The following is a 15,609-nucleotide window of genomic DNA, read 5'->3' on the forward strand; positions in this document are numbered from 1 at the left end:
GGGTCCGGGGCGGAGCCCCGGGGCCTCAGCCCCGGCCCGCACCACCAGCGCCGCCGGGGCGCGCTCGCACAGGCCCAGGCAGGGGCTCGCCTCCACGGCCACCCCGGAGGCGGGGCCGAGACGGGCCCCCACCTCCTCGCACAGCGAAGCCCCGCCGCAGGCGATGTCCGTACACACCCGCACCACCGTCGCAGGCCGCGGCCGCACCGAGAACATGGAGTAGAACGTCGCCACCCCGTACCCCTCCGCGGGCGGCACCGTCAGCCGCCGGCACAGGTAGTCGAGGCCGCCCTCGCTCACCCACCCCACCCGGTCGTTCAGCGCGTGCAGCCCCGGCAACAGCAGGTCGCGCCGCTCGCGGGCCGCCCGCCCGCCCCTGGCCCACCGCAGATCGGCCTCCGGCCGGTCGTCGGCGCCCTCCCAGGCGGAGTCCGGCGGGCCGAGCAGCGCGTCGACCGCCGCCCGCTCCTCGTCCGTCGGCTTGCTGTCACCGAAGCGCAGGTCCATCAGCCGGCCACCTCCACCTTGTCGATGCGTATCGCCGACGCCTTGAACTCCGCCGTGCCCGCGATCGGGCAGTTCGCCTCGATCGTCAGCTGGTTGGTGTCCACCTCGTCGGGAAAGTGCATGGTCATGAACGCGAGTCCGGGGCGGAGCCCGGGGTCCACCCAGACCGGGGCGAGGACGGTGCCGCGCCGCGAGGACACCTGGACCTCCTCGCCGACCACCACCCCGTACCGCTCGGCGTCCTCCGGGCACAGCTCCACGTACTCGCCGCGGCGCAGCGGGGATGCGAAACTCCCGCTCTGTACGCCGGTGTTGTAGGAGTCGAGCCGTCGGCCGGTCGTCAGCCGGATCGGGTACTGCTCGTCGGTGAGGTCCACGGGCGGGTCGTGCGCGACCAGGCCGAAGGGGGCGGTGTCGCCGCGCTCGGCCACGTCCGTCCTCCACAACCTGCCGTGCAGGTACGTCGGTTCGAGGCGGTCCTCGTCGGGGCAGGGCCACTGGATGCCCTGAAGGGAGTCCAGGCGTTCGTACGTCATGCCGTGGTGGTCGGGGGAGAGGGAACGCAGCTCGTTCCAGACCGCCTCCGCGTCCGCGTACTTCCACTCGTGGCCGAGCCGGGCCGCGAGGTCGCAGATGATGTCGATGTCCTCGCGGGCCTCGCCGGGCGGGCGCACCGCCGCGCGCACCCGCTGGACGCGGCGCTCGCTGTTGGTCGTGGTGCCCTCGGTCTCGGCCCAGCCCGCCGTCGCGGGCAGCACGACATCCGCGAGCTCGGCGGTCTTCGTCAGGAAGATGTCCTGGACCACCAGGAAGTCGAGGGCGCCGAGGCGGCGTACCGCCTGGTCGCTGTCGGCCTCCGACTGGGCCGGGTTCTCGCCGATGCAGTAGACCGCCCGCAGCGATCCCGCCTCCATCGCCTCGAACATCTCCGTGAGGTTCAGGCCGTAGCGCGGCTGGATCGGCACCTCCCACGCCGACTCGAACTTGAGGCGCGCCGCGTCGTCGAGGATGTCCTGGAAGCCGGGCAGGCGGTTGGGGATCGCGCCCATGTCGCCGCCGCCCTGCACGTTGTTCTGGCCGCGCAGGGGCTGCAGGCCGGAGCCGTGGCGGCCCACATGGCCGGTCAGGAGGGAGAGGTTGATCAGGGCGCGGACGTTGTCCGTGCCGTTGTGGTGCTCGGTGATGCCGAGCGTCCAGCACAGCTGGGCCCGTTCCGCGCGGGCGTAGGCGTGCGCCAACTCCCGTATGGCGGCGGCCGGTACGCCCGTGACCTTCTCGGCGAGCGAGAGGGTCCAGGGTTCGACGAGGGCCTTGTAGTCGTCGTATCCGGAGGTGGCCCGTTCGATGAAGGCGTGGTTGGCGAGGCCCGCGTGGATGATCTCGCGGCCGATCGCGTGGGCCATCGGGATGTCCGTGCCGACGTTCAGGCCGAGCCAGCTCTCCGCCCACTGCGCGGTGCTGGTGCGGCGCGGGTCGACCGCGTACATCCGGGCGCCGTTCCTGATGCCCTTCAGGACGTGCTGGAAGAAGATCGGGTGCGCGAAGCGGGCGTTGGAGCCCCACATCACGATGAGGTCGGTCTGTTCCACTTCCGCGTACGAGGAGGTGCCGCCGCCCGAGCCGAACGCGGCGGACAGGCCCGCGACGCTCGGGGCGTGACAGGTGCGGTTGCAGGAGTCGACGTTGTTGGTGCGCATGACGACGCGGGCGAACTTCTGCGCCACGTAGTTCATCTCGTTGGTGGCGCGGGCGCAGGAGAACATCCCGAACGCGCCCTTGGCAGCCCCGAGTCCGGCGGCGGCGCGGGTGAGGGCCTCCTCCCAGGTGGCGGTGCGCAGCGGCTCGTCGCGGGAGTCCCGTACGAGGGGGTGGGTGAGGCGGGTGTAGGTCTTGGGGGTTCGGTCGCGTTTGCTCATGCGGCGGTCCTCAATGCGAGCAGGTCCGAGATGGCGTGGACGGTGCGGAGCGTCGGCACCGGAACCCCGGTGATGTCCGCCAGTTCGACGACGGCCGCGAGCAGCACGTCCAGCTCCAGGGGCTTGCCGCGCTCCAGGTCCTGCAGGGTGGAGGTGCGGTGGTCGCCGACGCGTTCGGCGCCCGCGAGGCGGCGCTCGATGGAGATGTCCGGTTTGCAGCCGAGGGCGGCGGCGACCGCGAGGGTCTCCGACATCATGATCTCGATGACGCGCCGGGTGCCGCCGTGCAGACACATCTCGCGCATCGTGGCGCGGGCGAGCGCGCTGATCGGGTTGAAGGAGATGTTGCCGAGCAGCTTGATCCAGATGTCGGCCCGGAGTTCGGGCTCGACCGGGCACTTGAGGCCGCCCGCGACCATGGCCTCGCTGAAGGCGGCGCAGCGCGGGGAGAGGGACCGGTCGGGCTCGCCGATGGAGAAGCGGGTGCCTTCGAGGTGCCGGACCACTCCCGGCCCCGCCAACTCCGTTGCCGCGTACACCACGCAGCCGATGGCGCGCTCCGGCGCGAGCACCGCGCTGACGGCGCCGCCCGGGTCGACGCTCTCCACGCGGTGGCCGTCGTGCGGTCCGCCGTGCCGGTGGAAGTACCACCAGGGAATGCCGTTCTGCGCGGCGATCACCGCGGTGGTGTCGTGCAGCAGGGGCTCGATGAGCGGCCCGCACGCCGCGTACGAGTTGGCCTTGAGGCCCAGGAAGACATAGTCGACGGGGCCGATGTCGGCCGGGTCGTCGGTGGCGTGGGCCTGCGCGGTGAAGTCGCCGCGCGGGCTGAGGACCCGGACGCCGTGCTGCCTCATGGCCGCCAAGTGCGGTCCACGGGCGACGAGATGGACGTCGGCACCCGCGCGGTGCAGCGCGGCTCCGACATAGGCGCCGATCGCACCGGCGCCGAGTACTGCGACTTTCACGGTGGGGCGCTCCGTTCGGTCGAGGGATCCGAAGAAGGCTCAGAGCAGTTGCCGACTGTCGATGGAATATTGTCTACAGTATGGAAGTTGGGCCAGCAAGAGGTCTGACGCGCCTCGCGGCAGATTGCATAGCGTCGACGAAGGAGCGGACGAAGCGGCGCCCGCCCTCTTCCCAACTCCCCGGCTGATTCCTACCGTTCGGGATCATGAGACCCCCCGTCGCGCCACCCGGCTGGAGCCGGTGGCTGGTACCGCCCGCCGCCCTCTCGGTGCACCTCTCCATCGGCCAGGCTTATGCCTGGAGCGTCTTCAAACCGCCCCTGGAATCCGCGCTCGACCTCAGCGGCACGCAGAGCGCGCTCCCCTTCCAGCTCGGCATCGTCATGCTCGGCCTGTCCGCGGCGTTCGGCGGCACCCTCGTCGAACGCAACGGCCCGCGCTGGGCCATGGCCGTCGCCCTCACCTGCTTCTCCTCCGGCTTCCTGCTCGCCGCGCTCGGCGCCGCCACGCAGCAGTACTGGCTGATCGTGTTCGGCTACGGCTTCGTCGGCGGCATCGGGCTCGGCATCGGGTACATCTCGCCGGTGTCGACGCTGATCAAGTGGTTCCCCGACCGGCCCGGCATGGCCACGGGCATCGCCATCATGGGCTTCGGCGGCGGCGCGCTCATCGCCTCGCCGTGGTCGGCGCGGATGCTCGACTCCTTCGGCACGGACGCGGACGGCATCGCGCTCGCGTTCCTGGTGCACGGGCTCACGTACGCCGTGTTCATGGCGCTCGGGGTGGCCCTGGTGCGCGTACCGCGGGCGGAGGCGGCGCCGAAGCCGGGCGCTCCCGCGCCGCTCGACGGGCCGCAGGTCTCCGCGCGGCAGGCGATCCGCACCCCGCAGTTCTGGTGCCTGTGGCTGGTGCTCTGCATGAACGTGACCGCCGGGATCGGCATCCTGGAGAAGGCCGCCCCGATGATCACCGACTTCTTCGCGGACTCGGACACCCCCGTCTCCGTCTCGGCGGCGGCGGGCTTCGTCGCGCTGCTCTCCGCCGCCAACATGGCCGGGCGCATCGGCTGGTCCTCCGCCTCCGACCGCATCGGCCGCAAGAACGTCTACCGGCTCTACCTCGGCGCGGGCGCGCTCATGTATCTGCTCATCGCCCGGTTCGGCGACGGCTCCAAGCCGCTGTTCGTCGTCTGCGCGCTGGTGATCCTCTCCTTCTACGGGGGTGGGTTCGCCACCATCCCGGCCTACCTGAAGGACCTCTTCGGCACCTATCAGGTCGGCGCCATCCACGGCCGCCTGCTCACCGCGTGGTCCACGGCCGGCGTCCTCGGGCCGCTCATCGTGAACCGGGTCGCCGACCACCAGAAGGACGCGGGCAAGCACGGCCCCGAGCTCTACGGCCTCTCCCTCACGATCATGATCGCGCTGCTCGCCGTGGGCTTCGTCGCGAACGAACTCGTCCGCCCCGTCCACGCCCGCCACCACATCCCCGACCCCAGGAAGGCCGCAGATGTCCACGCCGACGAGCCCGCTCCCCAGTGACCCCGCCCCCTCCGCCGCCCCCGGGGCCCCACCCCGGCGCCGGGCACTGATCGCCGGGGCCTGGCTCTGGGTGCTCGCCCCACTGGGTTACGGTTTGTACGAGCTCGTACGGAAGGCGACACAGCTGTTCACCGGGTGACGCCCCGCGCCGGGGTGGCTGAGGTGACTCCCGGCGCCGAAGGCCAGTAGGAAACCGGTCAACCGGCTGGCATTGGCTGAATCTGATCGGCGTATGCGCTGGTCAACTGGCCTTCCAGGAAGCCCGGTTGGGGCTTCCAAGCCGCTTTCAATACCCCTGCCGACGTGCCTTTGTTGTGGGATCCTGACCGCGGTGCGGTGATGTTCGGTCACGCTCTGCTCAACGCGTGCACAGGTCCGTGCGTCTCTTCACCAGGTGGCGGAATTGATGAGATCCATCCAAACCCGCTGCCGCAATCCTGTCGCTTTACGTGCACGGTTACCCATCAGTCTCTGACCAGACTGGTGGGTCCCGCAGCTCCGGCAACTCGGCATAAAAGGGGGATCCGCTCCATGCATGGCTCGCGCATCACGTCCGTCGGTCACTATCAACCGGCCGGTGTGCTCACCAACGAGGACCTTGCCGCCATGGTCGACACCAGCGATGAATGGATCCGGTCGCGGGTGGGCATCCGCACCCGTCACATCGCGGGCCCGGAGGAGCCCGTCGACGAGCTGGCCTGGCACGCGGGGGCCAAGGCACTCGCCGCCGCGGGCCTGCCGCCCGACGGCGTCGACCTCGTGGTGGTGGCCACCTCGACCGCAGTCGACCGCTCCCCGAACATGGCCGCCCGCGTCTCCGCCCGCCTCGGCATCCCGGCCCCCGCGGCCCTCGACGTGAACGTGGTGTGCGCCGGGTTCACCCACGCCCTCGCCACCGCCGACCACGCGGTACGGGCGGGCGCCGCGACCCGCGCCCTCGTCATCGGCGCCGACAAGATGTCCTCCATCGTGGACTGGACCGACCGCAGCAGCTGCGTCCTGGTCGGGGACGGCGCCGGAGCGGCCGTCGTCGAGGCGTGCGAGCCGGGCCAGGAGCCCGGCATCGGGCCGGTGCTGTGGGGCTCGGTGCCCGAGATGGGCGACGCCGTGCGGATCGAGGGCGAGCCGCCGCGCTTCGCGCAGGAGGGGCAGAAGGTGTACCGATGGGCGACGACGCAGCTGCCGCCGCTGGCCCGGCAGGCGTGCGAGCGGGCCGGGTTCGCCCTGGACGAGATCGCCGCGGTCGTGCTGCACCAGGCCAACCTGCGCATCGTCGAACCCCTCGCCGAGCGCATCGGCGCGGTGAACGCGGTGGTCGCACGCGACGTCGTCGACTCGGGCAACACCTCGGCCGCGAGCGTGCCGCTCGCCCTCTCGAAGCTGGTGGAGCGCGGCGAGATCGTCACCGGGGACCCCGTCCTGCTCTTCGGGTTCGGCGGCAACCTGTCGTACGCGGGACAGGTGGTGCGCTGCCCGTAGTGGCCCGGCGAGTTCGCGCGTGTGACTGGCTCAACTCCCCCTGGCCCTGGTCATTGTGCTCCGTAGACTGTAGACAAAAGGCAATCGGCTGTTGAGCGATGTCTGTTGTCTGATGTCTGATGTCTGATGTCTGTTGGCCGGGACCGCACATCGGGGCCAGAGGGGGCGTGATGTTGTCCGCAGGACTGCCACAGGGGGCCGTGCCCCGGCTGGAGCGGCCCGGTCCGCTGCGGGAGCGGGTCTACGAGGCGCTGCTCGAACTCATCACGACCCGCGCCCTGCAGCCGGGCCAGCACCTGGTGGAGAGCGAACTCGCGGGGCACCTCGGGGTGTCGCGGCAGCCCGTACGGGAAGCGCTGCAGCGCCTCAACACCGAGGGCTGGGTCGATCTGCGCCCCGCACAGGGCGCGTTCGTGCACGAGCCGACGGAGGAGGAGGCGGACCAGCTCCTCACCGTCCGCACGCTCTTGGAGGCCGAGGCCGCCCGGCTCGCCGCCGCCAACGCGGGCACGTCCGGGATCACCGCCCTCGAAGAGCTCTGTGCGAAGGGCGAACAGGCCGTCGCGGACGGGGACGTGGACCTGGTCGTCGCCACCAACGCCGCGTTCCACGGCAAGGTCATGGAGCTCGCGGGCAACCTGGTCCTCGCGGAGCTCGCGGGGCAGGTGGACCGGCGGGTCCGCTGGTACTACACGCCGGTGGCGCGGCAGCGGGGCAAGCAGTCCTGGATCGAGCACCGGGCGCTGATCGCGGCGATCGCTGCGCGCGACGAGCGGCGGGCCACGGAGGTCATGCGGGCGCATACGGAGCATACGAGGGAGACGTACCACCACCGCGAGCAGGGCTAGTCGCCGGGGGGCTGGTCCCTCTCCGTCGCTCCGCGACGGTGCGTTGCTGTGGCTTGTGCGGTCCTTGGGTTGGGCGCCCTTGGTTCGGCGCCGCTCCGCGGCTGTGCCTTGCTGCGGCTCCGCCGCGCTGGTTCCTCGCCGCTCCGCGGCCCTGACTCCCCGCGGCTCCGCCGCGTGACTTCCCCGCCGCTCCGCGGCGGTCTCCCACCCGCCCACCCGTATCTCTCTCACGCAGGGTGGGTGCGTATTTCTCTCACGTGGGGTGGGTCCGTATCTCTCTCACGCGGGGTGGGTTCGTGCGCTCTCACGTGGGGTGGGTGTGTGTCCTCACCCGGGATGGGTCTGTGTGCTCTCACCCGGGATGGGTTCGTGTGCTCTCGCGCGGGGGCGTCTCCGACGTCAGCATGCCCGCCAACACCACCACCAGGCCCAGGAGTTCCGCCACCGCCGACAGGCCCGTCCCCAGGAGCGTCGTCGCCAGCGTGACCGGGACCGCCGTCGCCCGGTACCTCACCGGGCCGAAGCCGAGAGCCCGGCGGAACGCCACGTCGCCCGCGAGGAACAGGGCCACGCCGCCCGCGAGCGCCAGCGCGGGGGCCGTGGGCAGGGACTCGGTGAGGTGGCCGATCGACTTCTTCACGCCTGCCGCGAAGAACGCGATGCCGAGGAGCATCGGCAGGAACGAGTAGTAGTACGCCCGGATCGCGAGAGCGAACCGGCGCGTCGGCGGGGTGCGGGCGAACACCGCCTCCGCCGCGCCCTCGTCACGCACGAAGTACGTCCACCACAGCGCCGCCGCGACGGCGAGCGCCAGGAACGCACCGGCCGCGAGCTCGCCGGTGATCCGCAGGTCGCCCGCGCCGACCCCGATCGCGACGATCGACTCCCCGAGCGCCACGATGAGGAGGAGGCCGTGCCGCTCCACCAAGTGGGTGGCGCTCAATCCGCCCAGGCGCAGGCCGAGTTGGCCGGGGCCCGGCGTGCCGGTCCCGGCCGCAGCTCCCTCCCGCCGCGTCGCCCTCACGATCACCCGCGGTGTCGCGATCTGCAGGACGAGAGCGAGGAGCCACAGCGCCTCCGCGGTGATGCCGTTCGCCGCGCCCGCACCCGTCACCGCGAGCGCGCCCAGGACGTTCGGGAGTGCGAACCACGCCACGTCCCGTCCGTGCACCAGCGCGTAGAGGGCCGTGTGGACCACCACGACGAGGAGGTAGCCGAGGCCGAAGGGGACGCCGCCCGCGCCGAACACCGTCGGCACCGCGAGCGCGCACACCAGGAAGCCGCCCATCCCGACGATGAGGAGCAGTCGGCGCCAAGGGCGGTGGGGCGGGACCTGGTTGGTGAGATAGGCGTAGGCGTCGTACATCCAGAAGACGACCGTGAAGACGAGGACCACGCGGCCCGCGTTGGCCCAGGACAGCTCGTGCGTGAGCAGCACGGTCAGCTGGGTCAGCGTGAAGACGAAGACGAGGTCGAAGAAGAGCTCCAGCGTGCTGACGCGGCGCTCTGCCTCGGCCGCTTCGTCACCCGCCGCCTCGTCACCCGCTGACCCGTCGCCCGCTGGGCCCTGCGTCCGTTCCATGTGATCCCCCTTGGCCGATCCGGTGGCCAATCCGGCTGCTCCGGCCGGTCGTTGGTCGCGATGTGCCGCGCTACCTCAGCAGGCGGGCCCGGTGCTGTCCAGGCGGTATCGCCATGCGGACGTGCGGCGCGTTCTCATCGGTCCTTTGTCCTGTCACGGGAGAAAGTCACCGCCATTTACTGCGCAACTTCTTCCCAGTCCGCGCAGCCGCTGCTACGTTCCCCTCGAAAGCCAGCCGGAGAGGCCCAAGGCCGAAAGGCCCGATGAGGCGGGGAGGGGCGCGTGAGACGTATGACGGCTCGACCCGCCAACGCGCACCAGGCGCGGCTGCTGCGGCTGCTGCGTGACGGGGGGCCCAACTCCCGGGCCCAGCTGGGCGATCAGGTCGACCTCTCGCGGTCGAAGTTGGCCGTCGAGGTGGACCGGCTGCTCGAGACCGGGCTCGTGGTCGCCGACGGGCTCGCCGCCTCGCGCGGCGGCCGCCGCTCCCACAACATCCGGCTCGCCCCCTCGCTCCGCTTCCTCGGCGTCGACATCGGCGCGACCTCGGTCGACGTCGCCGTCACCAACGCCGAGCTGGAGGTCCTCGGGCACATCAACCAGCCCATGGACGTGCGGGAAGGGCCGGTGGCCGTCTTTGAGCAAGTGCTCGCGATGGCGGGGAAGTTGCGGGCCTCCGGGCTCGCGGAGGGGTTCGACGGGGCCGGGATCGGCGTCCCGGGGCCCGTTCGGTTCCCCGAAGGTGTCCCGGTCGCCCCGCCGATCATGCCGGGCTGGGACGGATTTCCCGTACGGGAAGCGCTCAGCCAGGACCTCGGCTGCCCCGTCATGGTCGACAACGACGTGAACCTGATGGCCATGGGGGAGCAGCACGCGGGCGTCGCCCGCTCCGTGGGCGACTTCCTGTGCGTCAAGATCGGTACGGGCATCGGCTGCGGCATCGTCGTCGGCGGTGAGGTCCACCGCGGCACGACGGGCAGCGCGGGCGACATCGGGCACATCCAGGTCGAGCCCGACGGGCGGCCCTGCGCCTGTGGCAACCGGGGCTGTCTGGAGGCGTACTTCAGCGGCGCGGCCCTCGCCCGCGACGCGGACGAGGCCGCTGCCCAGGGGCGTTCCACGGAGCTTGCCGCCCGACTGGAGACGGCGGGTTCGCTGAGCGCCGTCGACGTCGCCGCGGCGGCCGCCGCCGGGGACGCCACCGCCCTCGACCTCATCCGCGAGGGCGGCAACCGCACCGGCCAGGTCATCGCCGGGCTCGTCAGCTTCTTCAACCCCGGCCTCGTGGTGATCGGCGGCGGCGTGACCGGCCTCGGCCACACGCTGCTCGCCGCGATCCGCACCCAGGTCTACCGCCAGTCGCTGCCCCTCGCGACCGGCAACCTCCCCATCGTCCTCGGTGAGTTGGGGCCCACCGCCGGAGTCATCGGCGGTGCCCGGCTCATCAGCGATCACCTCTTCTCACCCGCGTAACCAGGTCTCTCGAGCACGTCCCACGAGCACGTCCCACGAGCACGTCCCACGAGCACGTCCCACGAGCACCTCTCACGAGCACGTCCCACGAGCACGTCTCACGAGCACGTCTCACGAGCACCTCTCACCGCCACGCCTCACGGCGAGCACCAAGCCGCTCCCGTACCTGCACAGCGCCCTGCTCTGCCCTGCCCTGAATCCGGCCAGCACCCGCGTAGGGGACCCGCCATGGCACCAGAACCACCGCTGCTCACCATGTCCGGCATCACCAAGTCCTTCCCCGGCGTCCGCGCCCTCGACGGCGTGGACCTCACCGTCCAGGCGGGCGAGGTGCACTGTCTCCTCGGCCAGAACGGCGCGGGGAAGTCCACGCTCATCAAGGTTCTGGCCGGGGCCCATCAGCCCGACGACGGCGAGATCACCTGGCGCGGCGCCGCCACCCGGCTCCGGTCGCCGGTCGCCGCCGTGCGCCTCGGCATCGCCACCATCTACCAGGAGCTCGACCTGGTCGAGCACCTCTCCGTCGCCGAGAACGTCTTCCTCGGGCATGAGCCGACGACCGCCGGATTCGTCGTACGGAGGCGGGACGCACGCACCTCAACCGGCAGGCTGCTCAAGCGACTCGGGCACGGTGAGATCGACCCCGGCACCCTCGTCGGGGAGCTGTCCGCCGCTCAGCAGCAGATCGTCTCCATGGCCCGCGCCCTCTCCCACGAGGTGCGCCTCATCGTCATGGACGAGCCGTCCGCCGCCCTCGACCCGGACGAGGTCGACAACCTCTTCCGCATCGTCGGGGACCTCACCGCCGACGGCGTCGCCGTCGTCTACATCTCGCACCGCCTGGAGGAGATCCGGCGCATCGGGGACCGCGTCACCGTACTCAAGGACGGGCGCGCCGTCGCGGGCGGGCTGCCCGCCAAGTCGACGCCGACCCGCGAGGTCGTCGCGCTGATGACGGGGCGCAACGTCGAGTACGTCTTCCCGGACCGGCCGGAGGACCGGCCGGAGGGCCGGCCGGAGGGCCGGCCGGGGGAGGAGGGGCGTCAGGAGTCCCAACAGGGCGCGCCGCCGCCCGTGTTGAGCGTGCGCGGACTCGCCCGTGACGGGGAGTTCGCTCCCCTCGACCTGGACCTGCGGCGCGGCGAGATCGTCGGCCTCGCCGGGCTCGTGGGCTCAGGGCGCTCCGAGATCCTGGAGACGATCTACGGGGCGCGGAAGCCGACGGCCGGTCACGTCGCGGTGAACGGGCGGGTGTTGCGGCCGGGGAGCGTGCGGGCCGCCGTGCGGGCCGGGCTCGGGCTCGCGCCCGAGGAGCGCAAGGCGCAGGGGCTGCTGATGCTGGAGTCCGTCACCCGCAATGTGTCGGTCTCCTCCATGTCCCGCTTCGCGCACGCCGGTTGGATCGACCGCAGGGCCGAGCGGGAGGCCGCCCGGGCCGCGACCCGCGAGCTGTCGCTGCGCCCCGACCAGCCGACCGCGCCCGTGCGCACCCTCTCCGGCGGCAATCAGCAGAAGGCCGTCCTGGCCCGCTGGCTGCTGCGCGGCTGCACGGTGCTGCTGCTCGACGAGCCGACCCGCGGCGTCGACGTCGGCGCCCGTGCCGAGCTGTACGCGGTGATCCGCCGCCTCGCGGACGAGGGGCTCGCCGTGCTCCTCGTCTCCAGCGAAGTCCCCGAAGTCCTCGGCCTCGCCGACCGCGTCCTGGTGCTCCGCGAGGGCCACGTCGTGCACACCGCCCCCGCACGCGACCTCGACGAACACCGCGTACTCGACCTCGTCATGGAAGGGAGCCCGGCGTCATGACGCAGCCCGCATCGCCCGCCCGGCCCGTCGCCCCGAAACGCGCCCCCGCCGAGCACCGCCCCCGCGTCATCCGCTTCGACGTGCGCACCCTGTCGCTGCTCGGGGTCCTGGCGATCCTCGTGCTGGTCGGCGGTGTCACCCAGCCCGACTCGTTCCTGGACACCGACAACCTCCAACTGGTGCTCACCCAGGCGTCCGTCATCGGTGTCGTCACCGTCGGCATGACCTTCGTCATCATCTCCGGCGGCATCGACCTCTCCGTCGGCGCGATCGTCGCGCTCGCCTCCGTGTGGGCGACGACGGTCGCCACCCAGGAGTACGGCTTCGCGGGCATCCTCTTCACCGCCGTGATCGTCGGCCTGGGGTGCGGCCTCGTCAACGGGCTGCTCATCGCGTACGGCGGGATCGTCCCCTTCATCGCGACGCTCGCCATGCTGGCCTCCGGCCGCGGACTCGCCCTCCAGATCACCGACGGCAAGACCCAAATGGTCACCATCGACCCGGTGTTGAAGCTCGGCGAGCGCGACGCCTATGTCCTCGGCATCCCGCCGCTCGTCATGGTCTTCGCCGCGGTGACCGTGATCGGCTGGCTGCTGTTGAACCGGACCACCTTCGGGCGGCGCTCCGTGGCCGTCGGCGGGAACGCGGAGGCCGCGCGGCTCGCCGGGATCGACGTGCGCCGCCAGCGGCTCTACCTCTATCTGCTGTCCGGGCTGTGCTGCGGCATCGCGGCCTTCCTGCTGATCGTCCTGGCCGGCTCCGGCCAGAACACCAACGGCAACCTCTATGAGCTCGACGCCATCGCCGCCACGATCATCGGCGGCACCCTCCTCACCGGCGGCCGGGGCACCATCACCGGCTCCGTCCTCGGCGTCCTGATCTTCACGACGATCCAGAACATCTTTGCGCTCAACAACCTGGAGACCGCGGTCCAGCAGATCGCCAAGGGCGCGATCATCGTCGCCGCCGTCCTCGTCCAGCGCCGCACCGCCACCTCCGTTTGAAGCCAGCCGGCGCAGCCGCAGCCAGCTGACGCAGCCGTAGCCAGCCGTAGCCAGCCGAAGCCATCTGAAGGGCCATCGCCATGCCAGAGTCGCCACAGTTCGCCAGTCGCAGAGGACTGCTCTTCGGCACCGCCGCCGTCGGCGCGGGCGCCCTGCTCACCGCCTGCACCAGCAACGACACCAAGGACGACAGCTCCGACAGCGCCAAGGACCAGCCCGTCGCCGACGACAAGCCCGGCAAGCACGTCACCATCGGCTTCGCCGGACCGCAGGCCGACCACGGCTGGCTCAACGCCATCAACGACAACGCCAAGGAACGCGCGAAGAAGTACTCCGACGTCAGCCTGGAGGCGACGGAGGGGTCCAACGACACCGCCGCCCAGATCGGCCAGATCGAGACGCTGATCAACAAGAAGGTCGATGTCCTCGTCATCCTCCCCGCCGACGGCAAGGCCCTCACCCAGGTCGGCCTCAAGGCGATGAAGGCCGGCATCCCCGTCGTGAACCTCGACCGGGTCTTCGCCACCCCGCAGGCGTACCGCTGCTGGGTCGGCGGCGACAACTACGGCATGGGCCTCAACGCGGGCCGCTACATCGGCGAGAAGCTCAAGGACAAGAAGAACGCGAAGGTCGTCGAACTCGCCGGGCTCGACAACCTGGAGCTCACCAAGCAGCGCACCAAGGGCTTCGACGACGCCCTCAAGAACTACCCGAACATCAAGAAGGTGGCCCGCCAGGCCGCCGAGTTCACCGTCGAGTCCGGCCAGTCGAAGATGTCCCAGCTGCTGCAGGCGCAGAAGGACTTCGACGCCCTGTGGAACCACGACGACGACCAGGGAGTCGGCGCCCTGCGCGCCATCAAGCAGGCCGGGCGCGACGACTTCCTGATGGTCGGCGGCGCGGGCGCGCTCTCCGCCCTCCAGGAGATCAAGCAGGACCGGGGCGTCCTGAAGGCCACCGTCCTCTACCCGCCCACCATGGCCGCCTCCGCCATCGACCTGGCCCGCGCGCTCGGCCAGAGCAAGGGCGTGAGCGGCATGGCGGAACAGGAGATCCCCGCCTTCATCACGCTCTACTCGGCCGTCGTCGACAAGGACAACGTCGGCCAGTACATGTCCACCGGCTTCAAGTAGGAGGTGCGTCGCATGCGAGAGACGGAACAGTCGGAGCAGTCCGATCCGTCGTCGCGGTCGGAGGAGGCCCGGCCTTCGGAGGGGTCCCCGCCTCAGGAGGGGGCCGAGCCGTCGGAGGGGGCCGAGCCTTCGGAGGGGGGCGGCGCGGCGAAGCGGGCGCTGGGCGTGGGCATGGTCGGCTACGCCTTCATGGGCGCGGCCCACTCCCAGGGCTGGCGCACCGTCGGCCGCGTCTTCGACCTGCCGGTGCAGCCGGTCCTGGCCGCGGTGTGCGGGCGTGACGGCGCGGCCGTGCGCGCCGCCGCCGACCGGCTCGGCTGGGCGGCGGCCGAGACCGACTGGCGGGCCCTCATCGCCCGCGACGACGTGCACGTCGTGGACATCTGCACCCCCGGCGACAGCCATGCCGACATCGCCATCGCCGCCCTGGACGCGGGCAAGCACGTGCTGTGCGAGAAGCCCCTCGCCAACACCGTCGAGGAGGCCGAGGCGATGGCCGAGGCCGCCGAACGGGCCCGCGCCCGCGGCCGGATCGCCATGGTCGGCTTCAACTACCGCCGGGTGCCCGCCCTCGCCCTGGCCCGCCGCATGGTGGGCGAGGGCCGCCTGGGCACCCTGCGCCACATCCGCCTCGCCTACCTCCAGGACTGGCTGGTCGACCCCGCCTTCCCGCTCACCTGGCGGCTGCGCAAGGACCGCGCGGGCTCCGGCGCCCTCGGCGACCTGGGCGCGCACATCGTGGACCTCGCGCAGTACCTCGCGGGGGAGCCGCTCGCGGGCGTGTCGGCGCTGACCGAGACGTTCGTACGGGAACGGCCGCTGCTGGACGGGGCGTCCAGCGGTCTCGCGGCGACCGGCGCGGGACGGCCCGCGGACGTGGGCCCGGTGACCGTCGACGACGCGGCGGTCTTCACCGGCCGCCTCGCCTCCGGCGCCCTCGCCACCTTCGAGGCGACCCGCTTCGCCGCCGGGCGCAAGAACGCGCTGCGCCTCGAACTCAACGGCTCCGACGGCTCGTTGGCCTTCGACCTGGAGCGCCTCAACGAGCTCTCCTACCACGACCACACCGAACCCGCGTTGTCCTCCGGCTTCCGCCGCATCCTCGTCACCGAGCCCGACCACCCCTACCTGGACGCCTGGTGGCCGCCGGGCCACGGCCTCGGCTACGAGCACACGTTCGTGCACCAGGCCCGCGACCTGCTGCACGCCATCGCCACCGGGGAGCACCCGGCACCGTCGTTCGCGGACGGCCTGTCCGTGCAGCGGGTGCTTGCGGCTGTGGAGGAGAGCGCGACGAAGAACTCGGTCTACACGACGATCCCCGCCGGTCCCGCCAAGATCCCCGCCTGAGGAGG

The 15,609-nt window shown here is 71.6% G+C and carries 12 protein-coding genes; 8 read left to right on the top strand and 4 right to left on the bottom strand.

What is annotated here, in order from left to right; genetic code table 11:
* The 3 genes from ACFWYM_RS19245 to ACFWYM_RS19255 form a co-directional block, all read right to left on the bottom strand.
* Positions 1–507 (bottom strand): NAD(P)H-dependent oxidoreductase subunit E (locus tag ACFWYM_RS19245; protein WP_384838083.1); only part of this gene is annotated, 507 nt, incomplete at its 3' end.
* The gene (locus ACFWYM_RS19250; protein WP_384838086.1) at positions 507–2,423 is read right to left on the bottom strand and encodes a molybdopterin oxidoreductase family protein; all 1,917 of its coding nucleotides are present in this window, start codon (positions 2,421–2,423) and stop codon (positions 507–509) included. The genes ACFWYM_RS19250 and ACFWYM_RS19245, both read right to left, overlap by 1 nt.
* Positions 2,420–3,391, bottom strand: a complete 972-nt coding sequence (locus tag ACFWYM_RS19255) for a 2-dehydropantoate 2-reductase (protein WP_384838089.1) — start codon at positions 3,389–3,391, stop codon at positions 2,420–2,422. The genes ACFWYM_RS19250 and ACFWYM_RS19255 overlap by 4 nt, the downstream gene beginning before the upstream one ends.
* Positions 3,392–3,597: 206 nt before the next feature.
* On the opposite strand from ACFWYM_RS19255, the gene ACFWYM_RS19260 reads away from it, so the two are divergent.
* The 3 genes from ACFWYM_RS19260 (at position 3,598) to ACFWYM_RS19270 (ending at position 7,259) form a co-directional block, all read left to right on the top strand.
* Positions 3,598–4,932, top strand: coding sequence for an OFA family MFS transporter (locus ACFWYM_RS19260; RefSeq protein WP_384838092.1), 1,335 nt, complete (start codon positions 3,598–3,600; stop codon positions 4,930–4,932).
* A 531-nt stretch (positions 4,933–5,463) separates the two neighbouring features.
* Complete coding sequence (locus ACFWYM_RS19265; protein WP_384838095.1) at positions 5,464–6,411, top strand: beta-ketoacyl-ACP synthase III; 948 nt, start codon at positions 5,464–5,466, stop codon at positions 6,409–6,411.
* 170 nt (positions 6,412–6,581) lie between these two features.
* Positions 6,582–7,259: a GntR family transcriptional regulator gene (locus tag ACFWYM_RS19270; protein ID WP_384838098.1), complete on the top strand. Its 678-nt coding sequence runs from the start codon at positions 6,582–6,584 to the stop codon at positions 7,257–7,259.
* Positions 7,260–7,611: 352 nt separating this feature from the next.
* Here the strand turns inward: ACFWYM_RS19270 and ACFWYM_RS19275 are convergent, their stop codons facing one another.
* The gene (locus ACFWYM_RS19275) at positions 7,612–8,841 is read right to left on the bottom strand and encodes a low temperature requirement protein A (protein WP_384838101.1); all 1,230 of its coding nucleotides are present in this window, start codon (positions 8,839–8,841) and stop codon (positions 7,612–7,614) included.
* A 291-nt stretch (positions 8,842–9,132) separates the two neighbouring features.
* On the opposite strand from ACFWYM_RS19275, the gene ACFWYM_RS19280 reads away from it, so the two are divergent.
* The 5 genes from ACFWYM_RS19280 (at position 9,133) to ACFWYM_RS19300 (ending at position 15,604) form a co-directional block, all read left to right on the top strand.
* A complete protein-coding gene (locus ACFWYM_RS19280; protein ID WP_384838103.1) occupies positions 9,133–10,314 on the top strand; it encodes an ROK family protein in 1,182 nt (393 codons plus the stop codon).
* A gap of 228 nt (positions 10,315–10,542) precedes the next feature.
* On the top strand, positions 10,543–12,117 hold the full coding sequence (locus ACFWYM_RS19285; RefSeq protein ID WP_384838106.1) for a sugar ABC transporter ATP-binding protein: 1,575 nt from the start codon (positions 10,543–10,545) through the stop codon (positions 12,115–12,117).
* Complete coding sequence (locus tag ACFWYM_RS19290) at positions 12,114–13,121, top strand: ABC transporter permease (RefSeq protein ID WP_384838109.1); 1,008 nt, start codon at positions 12,114–12,116, stop codon at positions 13,119–13,121. Before ACFWYM_RS19285 ends, ACFWYM_RS19290 begins: the two co-directional genes overlap by 4 nt.
* Positions 13,122–13,201: 80 nt before the next feature.
* The gene (locus ACFWYM_RS19295) at positions 13,202–14,254 is read left to right on the top strand and encodes a substrate-binding domain-containing protein (protein ID WP_384838112.1); all 1,053 of its coding nucleotides are present in this window, start codon (positions 13,202–13,204) and stop codon (positions 14,252–14,254) included.
* A gap of 171 nt (positions 14,255–14,425) precedes the next feature.
* A complete protein-coding gene (locus tag ACFWYM_RS19300) occupies positions 14,426–15,604 on the top strand; it encodes a Gfo/Idh/MocA family protein (protein ID WP_384838444.1) in 1,179 nt (392 codons plus the stop codon).
* Positions 15,605–15,609: the final 5 nt, after the last annotated feature.

The sequence above is a fragment of the Streptomyces sp. NPDC059009 genome (assembly GCF_042740175.1).
Taxonomy (GTDB): Bacteria; Actinomycetota; Actinomycetes; order Streptomycetales; family Streptomycetaceae; genus Streptomyces.

Excerpts from the sequence above, each read along its gene's own strand:
- ACFWYM_RS19250 (WP_384838086.1), bottom strand. The coding sequence starts at position 2,423 with ATGAGCAAACGCGACCGAACCCCCAAGACCTACACCCGCCTCACCCAC.
- ACFWYM_RS19260 (WP_384838092.1), top strand. The coding sequence starts at position 3,598 with ATGAGACCCCCCGTCGCGCCACCCGGCTGGAGCCGGTGGCTGGTACCG.
- ACFWYM_RS19265 (WP_384838095.1), top strand. The coding sequence starts at position 5,464 with ATGCATGGCTCGCGCATCACGTCCGTCGGTCACTATCAACCGGCCGGT.
- ACFWYM_RS19270 (WP_384838098.1), top strand. The coding sequence starts at position 6,582 with ATGTTGTCCGCAGGACTGCCACAGGGGGCCGTGCCCCGGCTGGAGCGG.
- ACFWYM_RS19275 (WP_384838101.1), bottom strand. The coding sequence starts at position 8,841 with ATGGAACGGACGCAGGGCCCAGCGGGCGACGGGTCAGCGGGTGACGAG.
- ACFWYM_RS19280 (WP_384838103.1), top strand. The coding sequence starts at position 9,133 with ATGACGGCTCGACCCGCCAACGCGCACCAGGCGCGGCTGCTGCGGCTG.
- ACFWYM_RS19285 (WP_384838106.1), top strand. The coding sequence starts at position 10,543 with ATGGCACCAGAACCACCGCTGCTCACCATGTCCGGCATCACCAAGTCC.
- ACFWYM_RS19290 (WP_384838109.1), top strand. The coding sequence starts at position 12,114 with ATGACGCAGCCCGCATCGCCCGCCCGGCCCGTCGCCCCGAAACGCGCC.
- ACFWYM_RS19295 (WP_384838112.1), top strand. The coding sequence starts at position 13,202 with ATGCCAGAGTCGCCACAGTTCGCCAGTCGCAGAGGACTGCTCTTCGGC.
- ACFWYM_RS19300 (WP_384838444.1), top strand. The coding sequence starts at position 14,426 with ATGGTCGGCTACGCCTTCATGGGCGCGGCCCACTCCCAGGGCTGGCGC.